Source organism: Streptomyces sp. NPDC002742 (assembly GCF_042888885.1).
In the GTDB taxonomy this organism is placed as follows: domain Bacteria; phylum Actinomycetota; class Actinomycetes; order Streptomycetales; family Streptomycetaceae; genus Streptomyces.
The window spans coordinates 132298-156409 of record NZ_JBIAQF010000001.1 but is presented as its reverse complement, the minus strand read 5'-3'; the positions used below and the strand labels follow the sequence as shown (position 1 = coordinate 156409).

The window sequence follows — 24112 nt, the reverse complement described above, 5'->3', positions numbered from 1 at the left end:
GACGTACGTCACATTTCGGCCGTCTGGTGTCACATTCGGGCCCCTCCTTCCCTCGCGGTAGTGAGCGCATCAAGAGGGAGGCGAGCCATGTCCGAAAACCCCGAGGCCGTCGTCGACGGCCCGACGCGGGTCTTCGTCGAGCACCGCGAGCTGCTGTTCGCGATCGTCTACAACATCCTCGGAACCGTCGCCGACACCGAGGACGTGCTCCAGGAGACCTGGCTGTCATGGACGGGCCGCGCCCGCCGCTCCCCCGTCGAGGGCATCGGCAACCCGCGCGCCTACCTCGTGCGCATCGCGGTGAACCACGCGCTCGCCCGGCGGGCCGCCATCACCCGCCGACGCGAGACGTACGTCGGCCCCTGGCTGCCGGAACCCCTGCTCGACGAACCGGGCGCGGCCGAGCGTGCCGACGACCGCGCCCTGCGCTCCGAGTCCGTCTCCCTCGCGATGCTGGTCGTCCTGGAGTCGCTGACCCCGCTGGAACGCGCGGTGTTCGTCCTCAACGAGGTGTTCGGCTATCCGCACACCGAGATCGCGCAGGTCATCGACCGCAGTCCCGCGGCGGTCCGCCAGCTCGCACACCGCGCCCGGGAGCATGTGCACGCCCGCCGTCCGCTCTACCGGGCCCATCCCCGGGTCCGTCGGCAGGCGACCGAACATTTCGTCGAGGCGGCGCTCGGCGGTGACATCACCGCGCTCATGGAGATCCTCGCCCCGGACGTCACCGTGTGGACGGACGGCGGCGGCAAGGCCGGTCGTGGGGCCGGTCTGCGGCCGGTGCGGGGCCGGGACAAGGCCGCACGTCTGCTCGCCGGCTACGCCACCCGCCGTGGCGCCGGTCTCGACGTCCGCTACCGGCGCGTGAACGGCGACGACTCCGCGGTGGTCTTCGACGGCGCGTCGCCCTACGCGGTCATGGTCATGGACCTCACCCCGGACGGCGAGCAGGTGTCCGACGTCTACATCGTCACCAACCCCGAGAAGCTCGCCCACGTCCGGCGCGACGAGGAAACCGGTGTGGAGGGGTTCGGCGAGGCGGCGGAGGGGAGGCGGGCATGACGGCCACCGGACGACCGGGTGAGCCGACGGCCAGCTCACCGGGACGAGACGCAGCCGTGCGCCGTGTGCCACCCGGTCCCCGGGGCGGGCCCCGCTCAAGGCGGACCAACGGACCCTGACGGAGGGACACATGGCGGCGGCAAGGGTCGGGCCGCCGCTTCCGTACCGCGAGCCACGTCGGCCGAAAACGCACCGTACGAATGGCTGTCCGGGCCACCCCTGTTCGCGGGTGTGCGAGACGCCGAACCACTAGGCTGGAACCCGGACGACGCGCTTGTTCACGGTGAGTGTGCACAAGGGAAAGTGGCGACGATGAGCCCGGTCCACCCTCTCGACGAGGCCGCCACCGCACGGGCGGTCATCGACGGGAACGGCAGCCTGATCCGCTGGAGCGAGGGCGCCCACCGGCTCCTGGGTTACGCAGCCGAGGAGGTCGAGGGCCGCCCGGCGGTGGATCTCCTGGCCCCGGCGGGAGACGCGCCACCCCTGGGGTCCACCGGAGATCGCTGGAACGGGGTGCTCGCCCTGCGCCACCGCGACGGCCGGGTCCTGCCCGTGTGGCTGCTCGCCCACCGCCTCGAAGAAGGCGGCGACTGGCTTCTGCTCACCCCGCTGGACGGCAGAGCGCCCCGCACGGTCGACGACCCGCTGGTCCGCGCGGCCCTCGCCCAGGCGCCCTGCGCCATGGCCGTCTACGACGAACGGCTGCGGCTGTACGGCATCAACGACGCGATGTCCGAGGTGATCGGGCTCCCCGAGGACCGGATCCGGGGCCTGCGGGTGTCCGAGATCGGCGACCGGCGGGCCGGCGAACAACTGGAGCGCGAGATGGCCGCGGTCCTCGCCTCCGGCCGCGGGCGTGACGTGGAGACGTACGCGCGCAGCGGCGGCGAGGAGCGGGCGCACCACTGGCTCGCCCGGATCGCCCCGCTGACCGACACCCATGGGCGGGTGCTCGGCGTCTGTGTGGCCGCGCACGACTTCACCGAGCAGTACCGGGCCCGAAAGCGGCTTCAGCTGGTCAACGAGGCGAGTGTGCGCATCGGCACCACTCTCGACGTCACCCGCACGGCCCAGGAACTGGCCGACGTCTGCGTCCCCGCCCTCGCCGACTTCGTCAGCGTCGATCTCCTGGACCCCCCGGAGAACGGCGGCGAATACCGCGTCGAACCACCGACCGCGCCGATCATGCTCCGCCGTGCCGCGCACCGGTCGCTGCGCGAGGGCATCCCGGTCGTCGAACCCGGCGACGTCGACGTCTATCCCGCGTCCTCCCCGCAGGCCGACTCGCTGATCGCCGGCCGGCCGCTCGTCGTGCCGAACGCCGCCGGCACGCTGCAGGAGTGGCTGAGCTGGGACGGACTGCGCGGCAAGCGGGTCCAGGAGCACGGCATCCACGCCACCATGTCGGTGCCTGTCCGGGCCCGCGGCCGGACCCTCGGGGTCGCCGTCCTGAGCCGGTTCAGGCGGCCCGAACCCTTCACCGCCGACGACGTACTGCTCGCCGAGGAGGTCACGGCCAGGGCCGCCGTCTGCATCGACAACGCCCGCCGCTTCTCGCGCGAGCGCCAGACCGCGCTGGCCCTCCAACGCAGCCTGCTCCCCCAGTCCCTCCCCCGGACAGCGGCTCTGGAGGCGGCGTCGCGCTATCTGCCCGCGGCGCGTGCCGGGGTGGGCGGCGACTGGTTCGACGTGATCCCGTTGTCCGGGATGCGGGTCGCCATGGTCGTGGGCGATGTCATCGGCAACGGCATCCAGGCCTCGGCGACCATGGGCCGGCTGCGCACCGCCGTCCGCACCCTCGCCGACATCGACCTGGCCCCCGACGAACTGCTCACCCACCTCGACGACCTCGTCGTACGGCTGTCCACCGAGGCCGGATCCGAGGGCACCACCGGCGAGGTCGGCGCCACGTGCGTCTACGCGGTGTACGACCCGGTCTCCCGGCGCTGCACCCTCGCGAGCGCGGGCCATCCGCCGCCTCTCGTCCTGCCGCCGGGCGGCCCGCCCCGGCAGATCGACGTGCCGCCCGGTCCGGCGCTGGGCCTCGGCGGGCTGCCGTTCGAGTCCGTCGAACTCGACCTTCCCGAGGGCACGGTCCTCGCTCTGTACACCGACGGCCTGCTCGAAAGCCGCGAGCGGGACGCCGACACCGGACTGCGGCTGTTCTGCCGGGCGCTGGAGGAGTCGTCGCCGTCCCTGGAGGGGGTGGCGCACGCGATCCTCCAGGCGCTGCTTCCCGCGGGCGGCGCCCCGGACGACGTGGCGCTGCTCCTCGCCCGTACCCATGGCCTCGCCTCTTCCGACGTGGCGACCTGGGACATCCCCGCCGACCCCGCTCTCGTGGCGCCGATCCGCAAGCAGGTCGCCGATCAGCTGGAGGTCTGGGACCTGACCGTGGCCACGTTCACGGCCGAGCTCGTGGTGAGCGAACTGGTCACCAACGCCATCCGCTACGGCGAGCCGCCCATCCGGCTGCGGCTCATCCACGACGCCGAGACCCTGATCTGCGAGGTCTCGGACAGCAGCCACACCGCGCCGCATCTGCGCCGGGCGAAAACCTTCGACGAGGGCGGACGCGGGCTGCTCCTCGTCGCCCAGCTCACCCAGCGCTGGGGCAGCCGGCACACCCCGGAGGGCAAGACCATCTGGGCGGAGCTGTCGCTCGTCGGCGAGGAGTGACAGCCGCTCAGAGGTAGGGAGCGAAGCAGGGCACGCCGGGGCGAAGCAGGGCGCGCGCCGGCGAGCGGGGGCACGTCTGATGTGATGGGGGTGCCGTCAACGCCGCCCGGAGGACCCGATCCTGAACAGCCCCCTGAACAGCCCACTCGCCCACGGCGTCGCCGGCGCGTACGGCACCGCGGCCCTCGGAAGTCCGTTCGCCGAGGCGCTGTCCGTCGTCCTGCTCGCCGCCGTCCTCGTCTGCGCGGTGGTGCGGCCGTTCAACTGGCCCGAGGCGGTGGTGGCCGTGCCCGCCGCCGGTCTCGTCCTGGCCACGGGGGCGATCTCCTGGGACCACGTCCGCGCGGAGGCCGCGCATCTGGGCCCGGTGATCGGCTTCCTCGCGGCGGTCCTGGTCCTGGCCAAGTTCTGCGACGACGAGGGGCTCTTCCAGGCGTGCGGCGCGTGGATGGCCCGCTGGGCCGAAGGGCAGCCCGGCCGTCTGCTGACCGCGGTCTTCGCGCTCGCCTCGGCGATCACGGCGGTGCTCAGCCTGGACGCCACCATCGTGCTGCTCACCCCCGTCGTGTTCGCGACGGCGGCGCGGATGGGGGCCCGCCCGAAGCCGCACGTGTACGCGTGCACCCACCTGTCGAACACCGCCTCGCTGCTCCTGCCGGTCTCCAACCTCACGAACCTGCTCGCGTTCACGGCCAGCGGTCTGAGCTTCACCCGGTTCGCCGCGCTGATGGTGCTGCCCTGGCTGGTCGCGATCGGCGCCGAGTACGTCGTCTTCCGGCGCTTCTTCGCCCGCGACCTCGGGGCGGGCGCGCTCCCCCGGCGGGCCGAGGAGCCGCCGGACCTGCCGCTGTTCGCGATGGTCACCGTGGGCTGCACCCTGGCCGGTTTCGTCCTCGCCTCGGCGGTCGGTATCGACCCGGCCTGGTCGGCCGCGGCGGGAGCGCTCGTCCTGGCCACCCGCGCCCTCCTCCGCCGCCGCACCACCCCGCTCGCCGTGGTGCGCGCCGCCGCCCCGTCCTTCCTGGCCTTCGTCCTCGCGCTCGGCATCGTCGTCCGCGCGGTGGTCGACAACGGTCTGGCCGACGCGCTCGAGGGCTTCCTTCCGGTGGGCGGCTCGCTGCCGGCACTGCTCGGCATCGCCGCGATCGCCGCCGTACTGGCCAATCTGGTCAACAACCTGCCCGCGGTCCTCGTCCTGCTGCCGCCGGCCGCCGACTCGGGCGCGGGCGCGGTGCTCGCCGTACTGCTGGGCGTCAACATCGGGCCCAATCTGACGTACGCCGGTTCCCTGGCGACGCTGCTGTGGCGACGTATCGTGCATCAGCACGAACACGGCGTCGATCTCAAGGAGTTCACCCGGCTGGGACTGATCGCCGTGCCCGCGGCGCTGATCCCCGCCGTACTGGCGCTGTGGTTCTCGCTCCACGTCATCGGAGGCTGATGGACATGCGGGTGGTCGTCTGGCTGGTCGAGGGAACGTGGCCCGCGTGCGTGGACGCCGTACGTACGCACGCTCCCGGCGCGACGGACGTGGTGCTGCTGCATGTCGCGGATCCCGGGGTGCCCGGTCTCGCGCACGGCGCCTTCGCGGGGCTTCTGGGCCGAGGGCGCTCCGAGCCCGATCCGGGGGACCTGCTGGAGACCCTCGGTACCACCTCGGCCGCCGAGCTCCTCGACGCGGCGGCCGAGCGGCTCGGGGGCCCGTCGACGCGGCTGGAGCGCACCGGCCGGGCCGAGCGGGAGGTGGTCGCGGCGGCCGAGGACGCCGGTCTGCTCGTGCTGGCCCGCGACGGCGACCGCAGCCGGCTCGGCCCGCACAGTCTGGGACCGGCCGGCCGTTTCGTCGTCGACCACGCGCCCTGCCCGGTGCTGCTCGTCTGGCCCGAACCGGCGCCGGACGTCACGACGTTGCCGCCCCCGCCCCCGCACCCTCCACAGCCGTCGCAGCACCCCCGTCCCTGACGCTCCGACCACGGAGGCTCGCCGGGCTGCGTCCGGGCCCGTCTCCCGCTACATCGGCCGGCAGGACAGGGGCGGCGTGTCTGTGAGCCGTGAGGAGACCGACTTCTACGGGGTGCCGGGCCGGCCCTCCCGCGAACCGGACGCCCTCGGCTACGGCACCTGCGAAGATCACTGATGGCCAGGTCACGGACCCCTCGCCGCGGATGCGGGCCCGTTCCCGGCGTGCGGCGGCCAGGACGTCATGGTGGCGGGCGCCGGCGTTCCGCCACCGCGGGCAGGCGCGCAGGGCATCGGGTGGCCGGGGTGCCCGTGCCGGAGGCGGGCCCTTGACGAAGTCGGGCATGCACGGTTTGATCCTGGCGTGCCGTGGTGCGACCCGGCACGCAGAGGTACGCCCAGCCGGTAACGGACCAGGTTCAAGTCCGGCCAAAGTCGCCAGGATCGCTCGCCGCGTCCGAGGCGGGGACGTACTCGCGATTGATGGAGCGGACATGCCCCCCGTCAAACGTGTTCTCCGCGCCGGAGTGCTGGGCACGACCATGGCCCTGGCCGGTCTTCTCACGCTCGCGGGCTGCGACTCGGGCAAGGACACGAGCGCCTCGCCGAAACGCCCGAGCACACGCTCCAAGACCCCGGCCGCCTCGCCGACGGCCTCGGGGACCACGGCCGACCCCTCGGCGCCCGCCGGAACGGCGACCACCTCGCCGAAGCCGACGCCGACGCCCCGGTCCGACGCGACACCGACTGCCGTGAAACTCCCTCCGCTGCACGCGGGTTTCGACTACCAGATCGGCGGCGCCTATCCTCCGGCCGCCGGTGTGCGCGTCGTGAGCCGCGACCGCTCCTCGTCCCCGGCGCCCGGCCTGTACAACATCTGCTACGTCAACGCCTTCCAGGCACAGCCGGAGGAACGCGGACAGTGGCCCGCCGACCTGCTGCTGCGGGACGCGCACGGCAAGGTCGTCGTCGACCAGGACTGGAACGAGGCGCTGCTCGACATCCGCACCCCGGCCAAGCGCGAGCGGGTGGCCGCGCGCGTCGACCGGTGGATCGACGAGTGCGCCAAAAAGGGATTCGACGCGATCGAGCCGGACAACTACGACAGCTACACCCGCTCCCGGAAGCTGCTGACCGCGGACGACGCCACCGCGTTCATCACCCTGCTGTCGCGGCACGCGCATGCCCGGCATCTGGCCATCGGACAGAAGAACACCGTCGAACTGGCGGGTCTCAGGTCGCGGACCGGTCTCGATTTCGCGGTGGCGGAGGAGTGCGGAGAGTACGACGAGTGCGGAGAGTACGCGAAGGCGTTCCACGACCGGGTGGTCGTCATCGAGTACACCGACAGCGGTCTGCGCAAGGCCCGTTCGGCCTTCGGCGACCGGCTGAGCATCGTGCGCCGGGACGTCATGGTCTCGACACCCGGCAGCGCGGACTACGTCCGCAAGACCCGCTGACGGGGGCCGGGATGACACGCGCGATCGCGCGGCGCCGGCTGCTCCTGGGCGCGGCGGCCGCCGGGGCCCTCGCCGGCTGCGGCGGCCCCTCGGACGGCGTCGGCGCCGACGGCAGGGTGACCGTCGAGCTGTGGCACGGACAGAACGACACGGCCAGGAAGGTCGTGGAATCGATGGTGGCCGAGTTCAACCGCACGCATCCGCGCATCCGCGTGGACAGTTCGGGCGGCGGGGTGCTGGCCGACGCGATGCTCCAGAAGGTGACGGCCGCGCTCGCCGCCGGCTCGTACCCCGACATCGCCTACGTCTTCGGCTCGGACCTGGCGAGCGTCGCGCGCAGCCCCCGGGTCGTCGACCTGACGTCCGCGCTGCACCGGGTCACCCCGCCGTGGAACTCCTTCTGGGCGCCGGTACGGGACGCGGTCACCGTCAACGGCAGGGTGCGCGCCGCCCCGGCGGTGCTCGACTCGCTGGCCGTCGTCTACAACAAGAAGCTGTTCCGGCGGGCCGGGATCCCCTACCCGAAGCCGGGCTGGAGCTGGGACGAGTTCGTCGACACCGCGCGCAGGCTGACCGACGCCGGGCGCGGGGTGTTCGGCACGGGCTGGCCCGGCACGGGCGACGAGGACACCGTCTGGCGGCTGTGGCCCATGATCTGGGATCTCGGCGGCGAGGTGGTCGCCGCCGACGGCAAGGGCATCGGCTTCGCCGGGCAGGGCACCGAGGCTCTTGGGACCCTCGCCCGGCTGGCCCACGACAAGAGCGTGTACGTGGACCCGAAGCCCGGCAGCGAGCAGATGTACCAGGTGTTCCTGGGCGGCCGGATGGCGATGGTGGCGACCGGCCCATGGGAGCTGCCGGACATCATCACCGCGAAGATCGACTACGACGTCGTCCCGCTGCCGACGTACAACGGCAGGCCGATCACCATCTCCGGGCCGGACACCTGGACCGTGTTCGACAACGGTTCCGCCCGTTCCCGCGCGGCCGTCGAGTTCGTGAGCTGGATGATCCGGCCGGCCCAGGACGCGCGCTGGGGCATCTCGGAAGGCAGCCTCCCGCTCAGCTCGGCCACCGCCCGGCGGCCGGAGTGGCGCGAGCACTCCGCGACGACCACGGGACTCGACGTGTTCACCGAGACACTGGCCTCCGCCCGGGTCCGGCCCGTGCACGCGGCCTACCCGCAGATCTCCCAGGCGCTCGGCGAGGCGATCGTCTCCGTCCTGCTCGGCAAGGACTCCCCCGCCCACGCCATCCGCCGGTGCGCCGACACGGCCGACGCGGCCCTGCTCATCCCCCGGTGACCTCGACTTCAGACGTTCCCAGCTGACTTCCAGCTGAAGGAGGCCGTCATGTCCACCCTTCCCCGCGCCCTCACGCTCGCACCCGGCGCCGCCCTGAACCCGGCCGCCGCGCGACGCGCCGCCCGCCGCCGTACCCGTCGCGAGACGACCACCGCCTGGGCGTTCATCAGCCCGGCGGTCGTCGTGATCCTCGGTCTGAGCGTCGTGCCCGTCGTGTGGTCGCTGCTGCTCTCCTTCCGCGCCGACGATCTGGTCACCCCGGGCCGCTGGGTCGGCCTCGACAACTACCGGGCGCTGTTCCAGGACCCCAACTTCCATACGGCCGTGGGCAATACGCTGCTGTACACCGCCCTGTACGTGCCGCTCAGCCTGGTCGGCGGGCTGGCCCTCGCCCTCGCGCTGAACCGCCGCATCCGGTTCATCGGCCTCTACCGCACGCTCGTCTTCGTTCCGTTCGTGGTGTCGGCGACCGCGCAGGGCGTGCTGTTCTCGTTCATCCTCGACCCGGAGTTCGGCGTCGCGAACTCCCTGCTGCACCAGCTCGGACTCTCCCCGCAGGGCTTTCTGACCGACCCGGACCAGGCGATCTATCTGCTGGTGCTGATCTCGCTGTGGAGCGGCGTCGGCTTCTGTGTCGTCGTGTACCTGGCCGCGCTCCAGGACGTCCCGCCCGAACTCGTGGAAGCCGCGCGGATCGACGGGGCGGGCCGCTGGCGGGTGCTGCGCCACATCGTCCTGCCGACCCTCACCCCGGTCACCGTGTTCCTGCTGCTGTGGCAACTGATCACGGCGCTCCAGGTGTTCGACCTCATCTATGTGACGACGAAGGGCGGACCGCTCGGATCGACCGGCGTGGTCGTCTACTTCGTCTGGCAGCAGGCGTTCCAGATGTTCACCGCGGGCTACGGGGCCGCGGCGGCGTACGTCCTCGCCCTCGCCCTGCTGGTGGCGGGCGGGGCGCTGCACCTCGTACGGCGCCGGCAGGAACGTATCGAAGGAGCGGTCCGATGAGTTCACCCGCGACCTCCCGCGGGCCGAGCGGCTGGCATCTGCTGCTGGCGCCGCTGACCCTGTGCTTCGCCCTGCCGCTGGTGTGGCTGGCGCTCAGCTCGGTGATGTCCAACGCGGAGATCAACCGGTTCCCGCCCGCGCTGTGGCCCAAGGGCATCGACCTGGGCGGCTACCGGTATGTGTTCGGGAACGCGATGTTCCCCCGCTGGTTCGCCAATTCACTGATCGTCGCGGGCGCGGCCGTCGGGTCGAATCTGCTGCTGGGGGCGCTCGGCGGCTACGCGTTCGCGCGGATGCGGTTCGCCGGATCAAGGGCGCTGCTCGGGCTGATGCTGGCGACGATGGTGATCCCCTTCCAGCTCACGATGATCCCGACCTTCCTGGTGATGAAGGAGCTGGGTCTCATCGACACGCTCGGCGCGCTGATCGTGCCGTCGCTCGTCACCCCGTTCGCGGTCTTCCTGTTCCGGCAGTTCTTCCTCGCGCTGCCCAGGGAGATGGAGGAGGCCGCCTGGATCGACGGGTGTTCGCGGCTGCGGGTGCTCTTCTCGATCGTGCTGCCGCTGGCCCGGCCGGCGCTGGCCACGGTCGCGGTGCTGACGTTCCTGAGCACCTGGAACGATCTGTCCTGGCCCCTCATCGCGATCAACCACGACACCCAGTACACGCTGCAGCTCGGTCTGACGACGTTCCAGGGACAGCACCACACGCAGTGGTCGGCGGTGATGGCGGGCAATGTGATCACCGTGCTGCCCGTCCTGGTCGCGTTCCTGCTCGCGCAGAAGACCTTCGTGCAGTCGCTCACTTCGAGCGGTCTGAAGGGCTAGGCACCATGACATCCTTCGATCTCCTGGTCGTCGGCGACGCCAATCCGGATGTCGTGGTCGGCCCGCTGCGCGGCCCCCTGGAGTTCGGGCAGCGCGAACAGCTCGTCGAGCACGCCGGGTTGGTGCTGGGCGGCTCGGCGGCGATCATGGCGTGCGGGGCCGCGCGGCTCGGACTGCGGGTCGCGTTCGCGGGCCGGGTCGGTGACGATCCCGCGGGCGTCTTCGTGCGCGAGGCGCTCGCCGGACGCGGCGTCGACGTCGGCTTCCTGGTCACGGACCCGGTCCTGCCCACGCCGCTCACGACGGTCGTCACCGCCGGGGACGGGGACCGGGCCATCCTCACGGCGCCGGGCTGTCTCGTGGCGACCGGTCCCGAGGACGTGCCGCCGGACCTGATCACGGACTCCCGGCATGTGCACGCGGCCTCCTTCTTCCTGATGCCCCGTCTGGCACGTTCACTGGCGCAGGTGTTCGGCCGGGCACGGGACGCGGGAAGGACGACCTCGCTCGACACCAACGACGACCCGGCGGGGCGATGGGACCGCGAACTCCTCGGCCCGGTACTGAAGTTCACCGACTTCCTGCTGCCCAACGCGGCGGAGGCGGCCGCGCTCTCCGGGGAGCCCGAACTCGTCGCGGCCGCCGCCCTCCTGGCCGGCCGGGGGCCGACGGTCGTCGTCAAGGACGGCGCGAACGGCGCCCTCGCCTGCTCGGGGACACGGTTCTCCCGCGCGCCGGTCGTGCCCGTCGACCCCGTGGACACCGTCGGCGCGGGCGACAGCTTCGACGCCGGCTTCGTGGCCGCGACCCTGCGGGGACTGGACCTGCGCTCCGCGCTCGCGGTGGCCGCCGCCTGCGGTTCGCTGTCGACGCGGGCGCACGGCGGTACGGCGGCACAGCCCACCTGGGACGAGGCCCGCGCCGCGGCCCGCACGGACATCCAGGGTGCCCCTCCCGGCGCGAACTCCCTGAACACAGCCGCAGAACCAGGCACTTCGGACACACCCCGCACGAGCGACACCAGGAGCCGTACATGAACGACGTCACCCCCGCGAAGATCGCCTTCATCGGAGCCGGGAGTGTGGTGTTCACCCAGGGCCTGCTGGCGGACCTGTTCACGTTCCCCGAACTCGCGCACGCCCGGATCGCGTTGCACGACATCGACCCGGAGCGGCTCGCCACGGCGGAGGGTGCCGCCCGGTACATCGCGGGCGTACGCGGCGCCAAGCCCACGATCACCTCGCATCTCGACCGCCGCTCGGCCCTGGAGGACGCCGACTTCGTCATCAACATCATCCAGGTCGGCATGGACCGCGCGACCCGAACCGACTTCGACGTCCCCGCCCGCTACGGACTTCGCCAGACCATCGGCGACACGCTCGGCATCGGCGGCATCTTCCGCGCGCTTCGCACCTTCCCGGTGCTCCGCGCACTCGCCTCCGACATCGCCGAACTCTGCCCGGACGCACTGCTGTTGAACTACACCAACCCCATGGCGATGAACGTCCTCTATCTGAGCCGTATCGCCCCGGCCCTGCGCGTCACCGGCCTGTGCCACTCGGTGTACTGGACGATGCACGACCTCGCACAGCTGGTCGGCGTCCCCTTCGAGGAGGTCACCCATCTGGCCGCCGGGGTCAACCACCAGGCATGGGTGCTGCGTTTCGAGCGCGCGGGCCAGGATCTCTACCCCCTGCTGGACGAGGCCATCGCCAAGGACCCCGGACTGCTGCGCCGGGTCCGCGTGGACATGTACCGCCGCCTCGGCCACTACCCCACCGAGACGAGCGAGCACTCCTCGGAGTACGTGCCGTGGTATCTCCACCACGACAGCGAGATCGAGCGGCTCAGACTGCCGGTGGGTGCCTATCTGGAGATCATCGAGGAGAACGCGGCGAGCTACCGCCGCACCCGCGAGGCCCTCGCCGCCGGAACGCCCCTCCCCGTCGAGGGGACTTTGGAGTACGCCCCGCAGATCATCCACAGCACGCTCACGGGCACCCCGCGCACGATCTACGGCAATGTGCCCAACCTTGGCCTGATCGACAACCTCCCGGCGGACTGTGTCGTCGAAGTCCCCTGCCTGACCGACGCGTTGGGGGTGCAGCCGACCCGCGTCGGCGCGTTGCCGCCACAGTGCGCGGCGCTGAACAGCGCGTACGTGGCGGTCAACGACCTGGTGGTCCGCGCGGCCACCGATCACGAGCCGCGCCACATCCGGCACGCCGCGATGGCCGACCCCGCGACGTCCGCCGCCCTCCCCGTCGAGCGCATCTGGGACCTGTGCGACGACCTCGTACGGGCCCACGGGGATCTGCTCCAGCCCGAGCTGAGGGTGCTGCTGGGCCACTGAGCCCCGGCCGCTCTCTCGGCCCGAGAGAGCGGCCGGGGCGCCCGTGGATCCTGCGGCCCCCCGGGTCGCTCCCCTCGCACCCGGGACCCGGGACCCGGAGCCCTGGACCTGGGACCCGGGACCGTTCATCGTCACCCTCAGGGGGTGAGGCCGGAGCGGGCCGGCTGTCGCAGGCTCGGTGGTGAGTGGCTGCGACAGCAGCCCACGCTACGGAGGTTCAGCCATGGCAACCACCCAGCATCACACCCGCTCCAAGACCGCCCTGACGGCGGCCGGCGGCTTGATGATCTTCGCCTCGGTGATGCTGTTCGTCTCCGGCGTCCTGGACATCCTGCGGGGCGTCATGGCGATCGCCCAGGACGACGTCTTCGTCACCAGCCAGAACTACGTCTTCAAGTTCGACCTGACGAGCTGGGGCTGGATCCACCTGGCGCTCGGCGCGGTCGCCGTGGTGGTGAGCCTCGGTCTGTTCACGGCGGCCACCTGGGCGCGCGTGGTCGGGGTGGGCATCGCGGCGCTGCTGATCATCGCCAACTTCCTCGACATCCCCTACTACCCCGTCTGGTCCCTGACGCTGATAGCCCTGTACGGCTTCGTCATCTGGGCGCTCTGTGTCGCGGGGCCGGACACGGACACGGAATAGCCAGCACGGCACCGCCGCACGGCACCGCACGACGCCGCACGACACCGGTCAGCGGCACCGGACGGCACGGGTCCGCGGCTCACAGGAGGTGCAGGTCGCGGGCCCGTCGTACGGCCTCGCCCCGGCGGGTCGCGGCGAGCTTGCGGTAGACGCTCTTGAGGTGGGTCTTGACCGTGTTGACCGACAGGTGCAGGTCGGCGGCGATCTCGTCCCTCGACATCATCTGCGCCAGTCGTTCCAGCACCTCCTGTTCGCGGTCGCTGAGCGCTTCGATCACCACCGGCGCGTGATCGGGCCGCGGGGCGGGCCCGGTGCCCCGGACCGCGGCCGTCACCGGGAGCCACTCATGGCCCTGGGCCAGCACGGGCCTGCGTCGCACGAACGACCGCAGCCAGGGGCCGGCCTCCACGAAGGGCCGCCTCAGATGCTCCGGCCTGGCCAGCCGCAGTGCCCGCGCCACCAGCCGCTGGGCGGTGGAGTCGTCGCCCAGCGCGTCCGCGGTCTGGGCCCGCACCAGCAGCACCCGGACGACGATGCCGGGCCCGTCGTCCAGCTCGGTGGAGAGCGCGTCGAGCAGGGCGCGTGCCGTCTCCTCGTCACCGGTCGCGAGCCGGGCGCGGGCGGCGGCCACCGTGGCCTCCGGCCCGTCGGCCCGCTCCTCAGCGAGCACGTCCAGCGCGGCGAGCGGATCACCGAGGGCCAGGTACGCGGTGGACATGGCCAGCGCGGTCCGGTCGCCGACCCACCGCGAGGGCTCGACGCCGTGCGGCGGCCGCTTGAGCTCCTGCAGAACGCGCAGCGCCTCCTTCGGATGCCCCTTGGCCAGCAGCGTGCGGGAGCGCAGGAGACCGAGGCCCGCCATCGCGACGGGATCGTGCGAGGCCGTGGTGGAGGCGGTCGCCTGGTCCAGGTGAGTCTGCGCCGCGGCCAGATCGTCACGGTCGACGGCGACCGCGGCCAGGACGAGCTGGGCGACCCCCGTCCGGGCGGCAGGAGGCAGTCCGGAGCGCTCCGCCTCGGCGACCGCCGCCCGCGCGTGCGACTCGGCGCGGCCCGGCCTGCCGCACAGGAAGTCGATCAGGGCGAGCCGGCTGAGCGATTCGTGCCGGGGGTACGCGGTGGACGGTCCGTCATCCACCTGCGCGGCGGCGGACAGCGAGGTCCGGGCCGCGTCGAACCGTCCCGCCCACAACTGTGCCGAGCCCAGGTCCGTGAGCATCAGGGCCGACAGCTCCGGGTGCTGTTCCAGCCGCTCCGCCGGGAGGAACAGCTCCGCCGCCTTCATGTCCTCGGCCGCCGCCTCCGCCAGCTCGGCCGAGCCGGTCAGCCGGGCGGCGAACACCCTCAGCAGCGCGTGACTGAGCCGCAGAGCCGCCGTCTCGGGCCCCTCGCCGGTCAGGCTCTCCCCGGCCCGGCGCAGGAAGTCGAGGCCCCGGTCGACATCGTGGCGGACGAGCTCCCGGGCGGCGCGCACCAGGCACGCCGCCGGGCCGCCGGCGTCGGGAGGCATGGCGGCGAAGAGTCCGTCGAGGCGCTCGGCGTCGAGTCCCGTCAACAGCTGTCCGATGGCCAGCTCGTCGACGAACCGGCCTGCGGCGAGCTCCCATTCGCCCGCCCCCGCCGCATGGGGCAGAGCCTCCGCCAGCAGTCCCGCGTCGCTCAGCCAGCGGGCGGCCCGCCGACGCAGCTCGGGCTCCATGCCCGGATGGCGTACGCGCAGGTGGACGCGCAGGATCTCCGCGAACAAGGGGTGCAGCCGGTACCACGAGTGACCGATGGCCTCGACGAAGGCGTTGGCGTGCTGGAGCCCGGCCAGGATGGGTTCGGCGTCCTCCCGGCCGGTCAGGGCGTTGGCCAGCTCCGGGTGGATCTGTTCGAGGATGCTCGAACGCAGCAGCAGGTCCTGTGTCTCGTCCGACTGCGCCTCCAGCACCTCGGCCAGCAGGAAGTCCGCGAGCGTGCTCTGGCCCGCCTCGAAGTTCTTGATGAACGTGTCCGGATCGTCCACGTGCTGCGCCGCGAGGATGCACAGCCGCAGCCCGGCCGCCCAGCCTCCGGTCCACTCGGTGAGCGACCGCGCGCTGTCGTCCGACAGCCGGATGTCGTGGCGGCTCAGCAGGGCCGCCGTCTCGCCCGGAACGAACGCCAGGTCGGCGCCCCTGACCTCGGCCACCGCTCCGGCGGCGCGATAGCGGTGCAACGGCAGTTGCGGCTCGGTACGGCTGACGATCACCAGGCGCAGACCGCCGCCGGCGTGCCGCAGGACGAACTGGAGCTCGTCCGCGAGTTCCGCCGAGGCTCCCACCCGGTCGAACTCGTCGAGCACCAGGATCACCGGATCCGCGCGCTCGCTCAGCCAGGCCGCGAGCCGGGTCAGCAGTGAGTGGTCCACGTCGCCGGGGCTTGAGGGGCTGCCGATGTCGTCCGGAACCGCCGCTCCGTGCCGTCGCAGGGATTCCAGTACGTAGGTCCAGAAGATGCCGGGGCCGGTGTCCTCGTGCTCCACGGTCAGCCAGGCCACGTCACCCGGACGGCCCATCGTGGAGATCCAGTGGGCGACCAGGAGTGTCTTCCCCGCGCCCGCGGGCCCGTTCACCAGGGTCAGCGGGCCCTGAACGCCCTCGGTCAGACGTGCGACCAGACGCGGCCTGCGCACGAAGGTCTCCGTCAGGTCCGGGACGGTGAACCGGACGGCGAGCAGGGGGTCACCACCTGGGGTCAGCAGCCCGGCCATGGGGTTCTGCCTCCGCGATCTATCGGCTGCGGCGACGTGTTCGATCCGATGTGGTCCGGGTCCACAGCTCCCTCCCCGGCGTATCCCCCGCACATTGATCGTCACCCGCTGTACCGAAAGTCGCAAGGCAGGCTCCGGTCGCCCGCCGCGGGTGAGGCGGGAACCGCCGTCTTCGGGTCTCATGGGGACGGAGCAGGGGCCGGACGCCACTGTTCGGCGCACCAGCGTCGCGGGCCGACTCGATGAGGTGGTTACCGGTGAAGCACTGGCGCGCCCTGATGGTGCTCGGCACGGCCCAGTTCCTGATGGTCCTGGACACCTCCGTCATGAACGTGTCCATCAGCCAGCTGGTCGAGGACTTCGACACCGAGGTCACCGCCATCCAGGCCGTCATCACGCTCTACGCCCTGGTCATGGCGGCCTTCATGGCCACCGGCGGTCGGCTCGGCGACATCCTCGGACGCCGTCGCATGTTCATCATCGGACTGATGGTCTACGGCCTCGGGTCGGCCCTGACCGCCGTCGCTCCCACCGTCTGGGTTCTCGCGCTCGGCTGGTCGGTCGTCGAAGGGCTCGGTGCCGCCATGGTGCTGCCGGCCATGGCGGCCCTCGTGGCGGAGGCCTACACCGGACGGGACCGGGCCGTCGCCTACGGCGTCATCGGCGGCCTCGCCGGCGCGGGCATCGCGGTCGGACCGCTGCTCGGCGGCTGGGTGACGACGTACCTCACCTGGCGTCTGGTCTTCGCGGGTGAGGTGGTGGTCGTGATCGCGATGCTCCTCTTCCGCCGGGCGATCGCCGAATCGCCCCGGCCCGATCCCCGCCCCCGGCTGGACGGCGTGGGCTCCGCCCTGTCCGCGGCCGGGCTGGGCCTTGGCGTGCTCGGTGTCCTGCAGAGCAGTTCCTGGGGTTGGGTGCAGCCCCGCAACCCGCCCTTCACCGTCTTCGGCTTCGCTCCGACCCTGTTCGTCGTCGCCGCCGGGGTGCTCGTCCTGGCCGTCTTCGCCAAGTGGGAGCGCCGGAGGGAGGAGCACGGCACCGACCCCCTGATCCATCTGTCGCTGCTGCACAAACTGCCCCTGCGCTCCGGTCTGCTGACGCTGCTCAGCCAGAATCTCATCCTGCTGGGGCTGTTCTTCGCCATCCCGCTGTATCTCCAGGTGGTGCAGGGGTTCGACGCGTTCCAGACGGGACTGCGGCTGCTGCCGGTGTCCGTCACCATGCTGCTGGCCTCCGTACTGGCCTCCCGGCTGGGGCGGGTGATGGGGCCGCGCCGGGTGGTCAGGCTGGCCCTGCTGACCCTCCTCGGAGCGATCGCGTGGCTGCTGTCCACCATCAAGCCGGTCATCGACGACGCGCAGTTCGCCGGAGCCATGGCCCTGCTGGGCGTCGGCATGGGCCTGCTCGCCTCGCAGCTGGGCAACGTGGTGCAGTCCACCGTCGGCGAGGAGGAGCGCAGCGAGGTCGGAGGTCTCCAGTTCACCGCCCAGAACCTGGGCTCCGCGCTCGGTACCGCGCTCATCGGATCGATCCTCATCGGCGCCCTGGCCCAGGCCTTCACCACCCAGGTGGCGAAGAATCCGGACGTGTCACAGGAGGCGCGCCAGCAGACGGGCGTCGCCCTCGAAGCGGGCATCAGTTTCGTGCCGACGGATGAGGTGCGTTCGGCGGCCGAACAGGCCGGGCTGCCGCCGGCCGAGGTCGCCGCCGTCACGGACTCCTACGCGACGGCCCAGTTGAACGGCCTGAAGGCGGCGATCCTCGCGGCCGGCGGCATCACACTCGCCAGCTTCCTGGTCACGACACACCTGCCGACCGGGCGGGCGGGCCGGAAGAAGCCCCCCGACGCCGGCGCGCCGGCCGACTCCCTCGAACAGACGTGAACGAGTGAGGCGGCGCCTCGGCCCTAGGTTCACCTCCTGCGGGTGAGGGCGGGAGGGGTGCTGCGCCGGATGATCGTGGGGAAAGGCCGTCCGCCTGCCCCAGGCCGCTCGCCGGGGGGAGCCCCACATGCAGTACGAGATCCGCGTCGAGGGACATCTGTCGGAGACGCTTTCCGAGGCGTTCCCGGAGATGGATCACGTGCTGATCTCCGGCCAGACCATCCTGTTCGGCCCGGTTGTCGACGAGGCACATCTGTACGGGCTGCTGGCCCGCTGCCGGTCGCTGGGGCTGCGTGTCGTGGAGATGCGCCAGCTGCCGGAACAGCCATGAGGACACGGATGCGGCACCGGGGAGGATCACCCGCCGGGGGTGACCCGCCGGACGCCGGCGCACGGGACCCTGGAAGCCGGGAATCCACCCACCGTCCCGTCGGCGGTCCGCCAGTGGCCCGCTCGACCGCGTGAGGAGGAACCATGACCGATTCGCATGGTTCGGCACCGCCCACCGGACCGGACCCCTGGCACAAGGGCTCGGCCGCCGCGCCCCCGGGTGACCCCACGGTGCTGCTGGACCGAGTCGGCGCCTCCTGGACCTGGCTCCTCGGCTCGGCCGTCGCGACGCTGGTCCCGGGCGTCCTGGTCCTGGTCTGGCCGGAGGAGACCCTGCACGTCCTGGCGGTTCTCCTCGGTCTCTATCTGCTGGTGATCGGCCTGTTCCGGTTCGTGTCGGTCTTCGGCCACCGGGAACAGGGCAACCGGTTCGCCGCACTGCTGATCTCGGTGGTCTACGTACTCGCCGGCGTCCTGTGTCTGCGCAACCCGATGCAGACCATCGCCGCGCTGTCCCTGATCGTCGGCGTCGTCTGGCTCGTGTCCGGCGTGCTGACCGCGTACACGGCTCTCGCCAGCAAGGACCTGCCGCACCGCGGCTTCGTCCTGTGCGGGGCGGCGATCGGCATCATCGCGGGAATCGTCGTGCTGGCCCTGCCGACCGAGTCCGCCCGTGCCCTGACGAGGCTGCTCGGCCTGTGGATGGTGCTGATCGGTCTGGTCGAACTGGCCGTGGCCTTCGCCTGGCGGGCCGCCCTGCGCAGGGCGGTCTCGGCCGGGCCGCGTGACCCGGCCTCCCCTTACTGAGTGGGGCGAGGCCGAGACAGAGGAGGCCGCGCACGCCCGGCTGTACGTACACAGCCGCCCGAGATTCCTTGAGTTGTGCGGAAGGCCGGGCATACTCGTGACTCCCCTGCCTGGGCGCCGGCCGGATCATCCGGCCGGCGCCTCGACGCGCACCCGAATCCGTGGGCCGGCCGATGAGCAGGCTCGTACGGAGCGGACGTAACAAAGGGCATGCCGACATTCATGGCCAGCCGGGTCGACGACCACGTGCTGGTGAACAGCGCCGTGGCGCCGCCGAGCCTCTTCGAGCGGCTGCGGCGGCACAAGCGGGCCGCGTTCGTCGTGGCCGTGGTCCTGTTGCTGGTCCAGATGGCGGTCGCCATGGTCAGTACGGCCGTGGAGCAGACGCCGACGATCGACGAACCCGTGTACGTGGGCGCGGCGACGGTCTACATCCAGCAGCACGACCTGCGGTACAACCCCGAGCATCCGCCGCTGGGCAAGCTGATCATCGGGAGCGGGCTGCTGTTCGCGCACCCGCACCTCGACCCCGCGTTCCAGGGCGATCAGACGGAACTCGGGCGGCGTGTGCTGTACGAGTCCGGCAACGATCCCTGGCGGCTGATGTTGTGGGCACGGTTGCCGGTCATCGTCCTGACGCTGCTGTTCGGTCTGGTCGTCCTCGCGTTCGCCCGTGAACTCGCGGGCCGCGTGGGCGCGCTGGTGGCCCTCGCGCTCTACGCGTTCTCGCCCGACGTGATCGCGTACGGCTCGCTGGCCACGCTCGACGTGCCGGCCTCGGGTTTCCTGCTGACGTCGGTGTGGCTCGTGTGGCGGGCCAGGCGGCGGCCGCTCCGGTACCTGCCGCTCGCCGCCGTGGCGCTCGGCGCGGCGGTGGCCACGAAGATGAGCATGCTGCCGGCCGTTCCGGTGCTGCTGCTCCTCGCGGTCCTGTCCCTGTGGCACGCGGGCCGGCCCGCGACCGGCGCGGCGCCGTGGAGCGACCCGCGGGCGAAGGCCCGGCTGCTCGGACTGGGTGCGGCGACCGCAGCGGGCATGGCCGTGGTGGCCATCGCGGTGGTGTGGGCGGCATATCTCGCCGTCGATCCCCGGCTGCGCTGGACGGCCCCCGCGGACCTGCCCGCCGTGCACGGACTGCGCGCGCTGCTCATCGACCACCTGCCCGTGCCACAGCCGTACCGGGACGGGATGCGGATCCAGTTCGGCTACGAGAACGCGACCTGGCAGGGCTTCCTCTTCGGCCGTCTCTACCAGGGTTCCCTCTGGTACTACCTGCCGGCCGCGCTGCTGGTGAAGACCCCGCTCGGCATGACGGCACTGTGGACGGCCGGTTCGGCCGCGCTGCTCGCCGTGCGGCGGCTGCGGCCCGCCGCCCCGTACCTGCTGATCCCTCCGGCGCTGCTGCTGGCCTCGGCGATGACCGGCTCCCGCGATCTCGGCGTGCGCTACGCCGTGTTCATGCCGGTGTTCCTCGCGGTCGCGGCGGGCTGTGTCGTCCTCGTGCGCCGGTGCCGGGCGGTGATCGTCTCGGCGGCGCTGGTCCTGTTCGTCGCCGTCAGTTCGCTGCTGACGTACCCGTACTACCTGCCGTACTCGAACGAGGCGTTCGGCGGCCCGGAGAAGACCTATCTGCGCCTTCACGACTCGAACGTCGACTGGGGCCAGGATCTCGGCCGGCTGGCCGACAGGCTGGCGGGGCACTACCCGCACGAGAAGGTGTGGTTCGTGTACAAGGGCGCCGGTGTGCCGGCCGCCTACGGCATCGACGCGGCCGATCCGCGCACGGTGCCCGCGGACCGGGTGCACGGGCTGCTCGTCGTGTCCGACACCTCGATCGACAAGGCCGACGCCCCGCTGAGGGCTCTGCTCGCCACGAGCCGGCGGGTCGAGGAGGTCGGCCACTCGATCACCATCTTCCGCAGGCCGTGAGCCCGACCCGACGTGGCCGTCGCCGTCACCCGTCGGACGTGACGCGACCCGCCGTCACTCGTCGGGCCTGAGCAGGTCCAGTACCCGCTCCCACCGGAAATCCTTTCGCCCGCCGTCCTGTTGGACCTCGCCGCCGTACGGGTCGCCGAAGCGGACGCCCATCCCGCGCAGCCGCTCGACGCCGGCGCGGTAGGCGGGGTGAGCCGCCAACGCCTCGTTCACACAGGGCAGTACGGCGATGGGGACGCCGAGTCCGTACGCCTCGCACAGCGTTCCGAGGGCGAGGGTGTCGGATATGCCCGCCGCCCACTTGTTGACGGTGTTGAAGGTGGCCGGCGCGAGGGCCACCGCGTCCGGCGCGGGGAAGGGGCGCGGGTCGCCGGGGGCCCGCCAGGCGGAGCGGATCGGGCGGCCGGTCCGCTCCTCGACGGCCGCCGCGTCGAAGAAGCCGAGGCCCTGGGGCGTGGCGATGACCCCGACCTCCCAGCCCCGCTCCTGCGCAGCGGCGATCAATGTCCCGATGTCCTCGGCGATGCCCGCCGCACACACGACGACGTAGAGGAAGGGCTTCTCGGTGGTTTCGCTCACGGGGGAACCCTACGGAAGATCCGGTCCCGCGGGACGAAGGGGCGCGTCAGGCCCGCGTCACCGTGATGGCGCCGACCGGGCACGCCCGTACCGCCTCCCGCAGCATCGGGTCCCCGCCGCCGTCCGCGCGGCCCGGCAGCAGCGCGCTGAATCCGTCGTCGTCCTGGGTGAAGACGCCCGGGGCGGCGAGGGCGCACTGGCCGGCGCCGATGCAGACGTCCTTGTCGATCGCGATGCCGATGTCCATACCCACAAAGCCCCTTACCAGGTCACGGGGAGTTCCAGCATCCCCTGGATCGTGTCTCCGGGCTTGAACGCGATGGCGTCGGCGGGAGCGGCGAGCCGCAGACCGGGGAACCGGTCGAAGAGCGACAGCAGCGCGATCTCCATCTCGGCCCGGGCGAGGTTCTGACCGAGGCACTGGTGGACGCCGAAGCCGAACGCGACATGGTGCCGGGCCGAGCGGCGCCAGTCCAGGGCGTCGGGCTCGGGGAAGGCGTGCTCGTCACGGTTGATGACGGACGTGGAGAAGACCACGCCCTCGTCTTCGCGGATCGTCGCCCCGGCCACCTCGATGTCCTCGGTCGCGACGCGGAGCAGCCCGTCCGCGATGGACAGGAACCGCAGCAACTCCTCGACGGCGGCGGGCATCAGGGCCGGTTCCGCCCGCAGTTCGGCGAGTTGCTCCGGATGCCTGAGCAGGGTGAAGGTGCCGAGCGAGATCATGTTCGCCGTCGTCTCGTGCCCGGCGACGAGCAGGATGGTCGCCAGCGCGATCAGCTCCTCCCGGTCCGCCCTTCCCTCGCGCAGCTGATCGTGGATGAGCTCGTCGAGGAGCCCGTCCCCGGGATCCTTCTGCTTGCGGTCGATCAACGAGTCGAAGTAGGCGTCCAGTTGGTCGCGGGCTTCCTCGATGTCGGCGGCGGCCGGGCCGCGCAGCAGCCGGCGGGACTGCGCCTCGAAGAAGTCGTGGTCGCCGTACGGAACACCGAGGAGGGCGCAGATCACCATGGAGGGCACGGGGAGCGCGAAGTCGTTCACCAGCTCGGCCGGCGGCCCCTGTTCGGCCATCCGGTCGAGCAGCCGGTCGACGGTCTCCTGGATGCCGGGGCGCAGCGCGCCGATCCGCTTGAGGGTGAAACTCGGTACCAGCATGCGGCGTTGGACGTGGTGCTCGGGGTCGTCGACGCCGAGCAGCGCGACCCGGCGGTTGCGCGAGGCCGCGAACCGCTCGGTGACCGCCGGGAACGCGGGCAGCGTGCGGTCCGAGGACAGCCGCGGGTCGGCGAGGAGTTCACGGGCGACGGCGTGGCCGGTGACCACCCAGACGCCGCGCCCGTCGAAGAGGGAGATCCGGGACAGCGGACGCCCCTCACGCAACGGCGCGTAGGCGGCGGGCGGGTGGTAGGGGCACGTTCGGTCCTGCGGGAACGCGACTGATGGTTGGATCCGGGTCGCGGCGGACCGGACCGCGGAGAGCTCTGCTGCCGGGGAGAGCCCCGTTGCCGGGGACTGGGTCAGGGGGATTTCTGTCATTGAGTGACCTCACAAGCGACGGTTCCCTCTTGCCGATCTTCATTAGATGCCCCAGGCATCTACCCGGCCACCCGAAGTTCGGCCAGATGAGCCGATCGCACGATCTGGCCGAAGCACGGCGGGCCCGCTTCCGGCTTCCCCGGATTCCCGCCGGTCGGAGCCCCGCCCGCGCCGTGATGACTCGCACCCCTTCGGAACACCCGTTCCGAAAATCGGTTGCGCGGGCGGATCCGGTGGCCCGAACATCGGCCCATGTTCACGATCGAAGCCCTCCTGCCGCCGACCTCCGCCGCCGTTCGTCCGGTGCGGGTCCAGCAGCAGCCCGGCCGACCGCGGAGGCCCGAGCTTCCCCGGTCGTGACGGCCGCGCTCGTCGCGGGGCTTCTCGCGGGCTATGGCATCGCCATGCCCGTCGGAGCGGTCGCGACCTATCTCGTCTCCCTCACCGCTCGCACGTCCCTGCGGATCGGCGCCTTCGCCGCGCTGGGCGTCGCGACGGCCGACGGACTGTACGCCCTCGTCGCCGCCCTCGGCGGTACCGCGCTGGCCGTCGGGCTCCAGCCGATACTGCTCCCGCTGCGGTGGGCCTCCGTGCTGGTCCTCGCCGCGCTGGCGGTCCGCGGTGCGTTCGGCGCGGTGCGTCAGTACCGCGAGCGCCGGCTCGCCGAACGGACCGGGCACGACCCTCGTCACCCGGCCCGCGCCTATCTGGCGCTGCTGGGCATCACCCTGCTCAACCCCACCACGGTCGTCTACTTCGCCGCACTGGTGCTCGGCAGCCGTACGGCCGAGGCGGTACGCCCCCTGGATCAGGGGGTTTTCGTCCTCGCCGCGTTCGCCGCGTCCGCGAGCTGGCAGCTCCTGATCGCCGGGGGCGGCGCACTGCTCGGCCGGACCCTGACGGGGCACCGGGGACGACTGGTGACGGGTCTCGCGTCGAGCGCCGTGATCATGCTGCTGGCGGTACGCATGCTGGGGGCCCCGCACTGAGAAGCGGGCACGAGG

20 protein-coding genes are annotated in these 24112 nt (G+C 72.0%); 16 read left to right on the top strand and 4 right to left on the bottom strand.

All coding sequences use genetic code 11. From position 1 onward, the window contains the following. The first annotated feature begins 87 nt into the window (after positions 1 to 87). The 11 genes from ACFYW8_RS00680 to ACFYW8_RS00630 all read left to right on the top strand — a co-directional run bounded on the left by ACFYW8_RS00680 (position 88) and on the right by ACFYW8_RS00630 (position 13301). Positions 88 to 1062 (top strand): sigma-70 family RNA polymerase sigma factor, encoded by a 975-nt coding sequence (locus ACFYW8_RS00680; RefSeq protein WP_389065150.1) that lies wholly within the window; start codon positions 88 to 90, stop codon positions 1060 to 1062. Between the two features lie 312 nt (positions 1063 to 1374). Next, entirely contained in the window at positions 1375 to 3744 is a 2370-nt protein-coding gene (locus ACFYW8_RS00675; RefSeq protein ID WP_389065145.1) for a SpoIIE family protein phosphatase, read from the top strand. 133 nt (positions 3745 to 3877) lie between these two features. Beyond that, complete coding sequence (locus tag ACFYW8_RS00670) at positions 3878 to 5185, top strand: arsenic transporter (RefSeq protein WP_389066551.1); 1308 nt, start codon at positions 3878 to 3880, stop codon at positions 5183 to 5185. 5 nt (positions 5186 to 5190) lie between these two features. Then, a complete protein-coding gene (locus ACFYW8_RS00665; protein WP_365872060.1) occupies positions 5191 to 5706 on the top strand; it encodes a universal stress protein in 516 nt (171 codons plus the stop codon). Positions 5707 to 6197: 491 nt separating this feature from the next. Further along, positions 6198 to 7163 carry an endo alpha-1,4 polygalactosaminidase gene (locus tag ACFYW8_RS00660; RefSeq protein ID WP_389065138.1) on the top strand — a complete coding sequence of 322 codons (966 nt, stop codon included), beginning with the start codon at positions 6198 to 6200 and terminating at the stop codon, positions 7161 to 7163. An 11-nt stretch (positions 7164 to 7174) separates the two neighbouring features. Further along, positions 7175 to 8467: an ABC transporter substrate-binding protein gene (locus ACFYW8_RS00655; RefSeq protein ID WP_365872056.1), complete on the top strand. Its 1293-nt coding sequence runs from the start codon at positions 7175 to 7177 to the stop codon at positions 8465 to 8467. Positions 8468 to 8515: 48 nt separating this feature from the next. After that, positions 8516 to 9478, top strand: a complete 963-nt coding sequence (locus ACFYW8_RS00650) for a carbohydrate ABC transporter permease (protein ID WP_389065131.1) — start codon at positions 8516 to 8518, stop codon at positions 9476 to 9478. Then, entirely contained in the window at positions 9475 to 10305 is an 831-nt protein-coding gene (locus ACFYW8_RS00645) for a carbohydrate ABC transporter permease (protein WP_389065126.1), read from the top strand. Before ACFYW8_RS00650 ends, ACFYW8_RS00645 begins: the two co-directional genes overlap by 4 nt. 5 nt (positions 10306 to 10310) lie before the next feature. Continuing rightward, positions 10311 to 11342, top strand: coding sequence for a carbohydrate kinase family protein (locus ACFYW8_RS00640; RefSeq protein ID WP_389065121.1), 1032 nt, complete (start codon positions 10311 to 10313; stop codon positions 11340 to 11342). After that, positions 11339 to 12658 (top strand): alpha-glucosidase/alpha-galactosidase, encoded by a 1320-nt coding sequence (locus ACFYW8_RS00635; RefSeq protein ID WP_389065116.1) that lies wholly within the window; start codon positions 11339 to 11341, stop codon positions 12656 to 12658. Before ACFYW8_RS00640 ends, ACFYW8_RS00635 begins: the two co-directional genes overlap by 4 nt. Positions 12659 to 12881: 223 nt before the next feature. Next, a complete protein-coding gene (locus tag ACFYW8_RS00630) occupies positions 12882 to 13301 on the top strand; it encodes a hypothetical protein (protein WP_365872045.1) in 420 nt (139 codons plus the stop codon). A 79-nt stretch (positions 13302 to 13380) separates the two neighbouring features. Here the strand turns inward: ACFYW8_RS00630 and ACFYW8_RS00625 are convergent, their stop codons facing one another. Continuing rightward, positions 13381 to 16035 carry a LuxR C-terminal-related transcriptional regulator gene (locus ACFYW8_RS00625; protein WP_389065109.1) on the bottom strand — a complete coding sequence of 885 codons (2655 nt, stop codon included), beginning with the start codon at positions 16033 to 16035 and terminating at the stop codon, positions 13381 to 13383. Between the two features lie 257 nt (positions 16036 to 16292). On the opposite strand from ACFYW8_RS00625, the gene ACFYW8_RS00620 reads away from it, so the two are divergent. The 4 genes from ACFYW8_RS00620 to ACFYW8_RS00605 all read left to right on the top strand — a co-directional run bounded on the left by ACFYW8_RS00620 (position 16293) and on the right by ACFYW8_RS00605 (position 20984). Beyond that, positions 16293 to 17918 (top strand): MFS transporter, encoded by a 1626-nt coding sequence (locus tag ACFYW8_RS00620; RefSeq protein ID WP_389065105.1) that lies wholly within the window; start codon positions 16293 to 16295, stop codon positions 17916 to 17918. A gap of 127 nt (positions 17919 to 18045) precedes the next feature. Beyond that, a complete protein-coding gene (locus tag ACFYW8_RS00615) occupies positions 18046 to 18249 on the top strand; it encodes a hypothetical protein (protein WP_261707285.1) in 204 nt (67 codons plus the stop codon). A gap of 143 nt (positions 18250 to 18392) precedes the next feature. After that, positions 18393 to 19055: a DUF308 domain-containing protein gene (locus tag ACFYW8_RS00610; RefSeq protein ID WP_365872039.1), complete on the top strand. Its 663-nt coding sequence runs from the start codon at positions 18393 to 18395 to the stop codon at positions 19053 to 19055. A gap of 210 nt (positions 19056 to 19265) precedes the next feature. Then, entirely contained in the window at positions 19266 to 20984 is a 1719-nt protein-coding gene (locus ACFYW8_RS00605; protein WP_389065099.1) for an ArnT family glycosyltransferase, read from the top strand. Between the two features lie 54 nt (positions 20985 to 21038). Here the strand turns inward: ACFYW8_RS00605 and ACFYW8_RS00600 are convergent, their stop codons facing one another. Genes ACFYW8_RS00600 through ACFYW8_RS00590 form a run of 3 tightly spaced genes read right to left on the bottom strand, consistent with a single transcriptional unit; the run spans position 21039 to position 23108 of the window. Then, entirely contained in the window at positions 21039 to 21572 is a 534-nt protein-coding gene (locus ACFYW8_RS00600) for a flavoprotein (RefSeq protein ID WP_365872037.1), read from the bottom strand. 46 nt (positions 21573 to 21618) lie between these two features. Then, positions 21619 to 21813 carry a ferredoxin gene (locus tag ACFYW8_RS00595; protein ID WP_365872216.1) on the bottom strand — a complete coding sequence of 65 codons (195 nt, stop codon included), beginning with the start codon at positions 21811 to 21813 and terminating at the stop codon, positions 21619 to 21621. A 20-nt stretch (positions 21814 to 21833) separates the two neighbouring features. Next, complete coding sequence (locus ACFYW8_RS00590; RefSeq protein ID WP_389065091.1) at positions 21834 to 23108, bottom strand: cytochrome P450; 1275 nt, start codon at positions 23106 to 23108, stop codon at positions 21834 to 21836. Positions 23109 to 23464: 356 nt separating this feature from the next. Here ACFYW8_RS00590 and ACFYW8_RS00585 point away from each other — a divergent pair, with 356 nt between their 5' ends. Beyond that, complete coding sequence (locus tag ACFYW8_RS00585) at positions 23465 to 24097, top strand: LysE/ArgO family amino acid transporter (RefSeq protein ID WP_389065086.1); 633 nt, start codon at positions 23465 to 23467, stop codon at positions 24095 to 24097. Positions 24098 to 24112 lie beyond the last annotated feature (15 nt).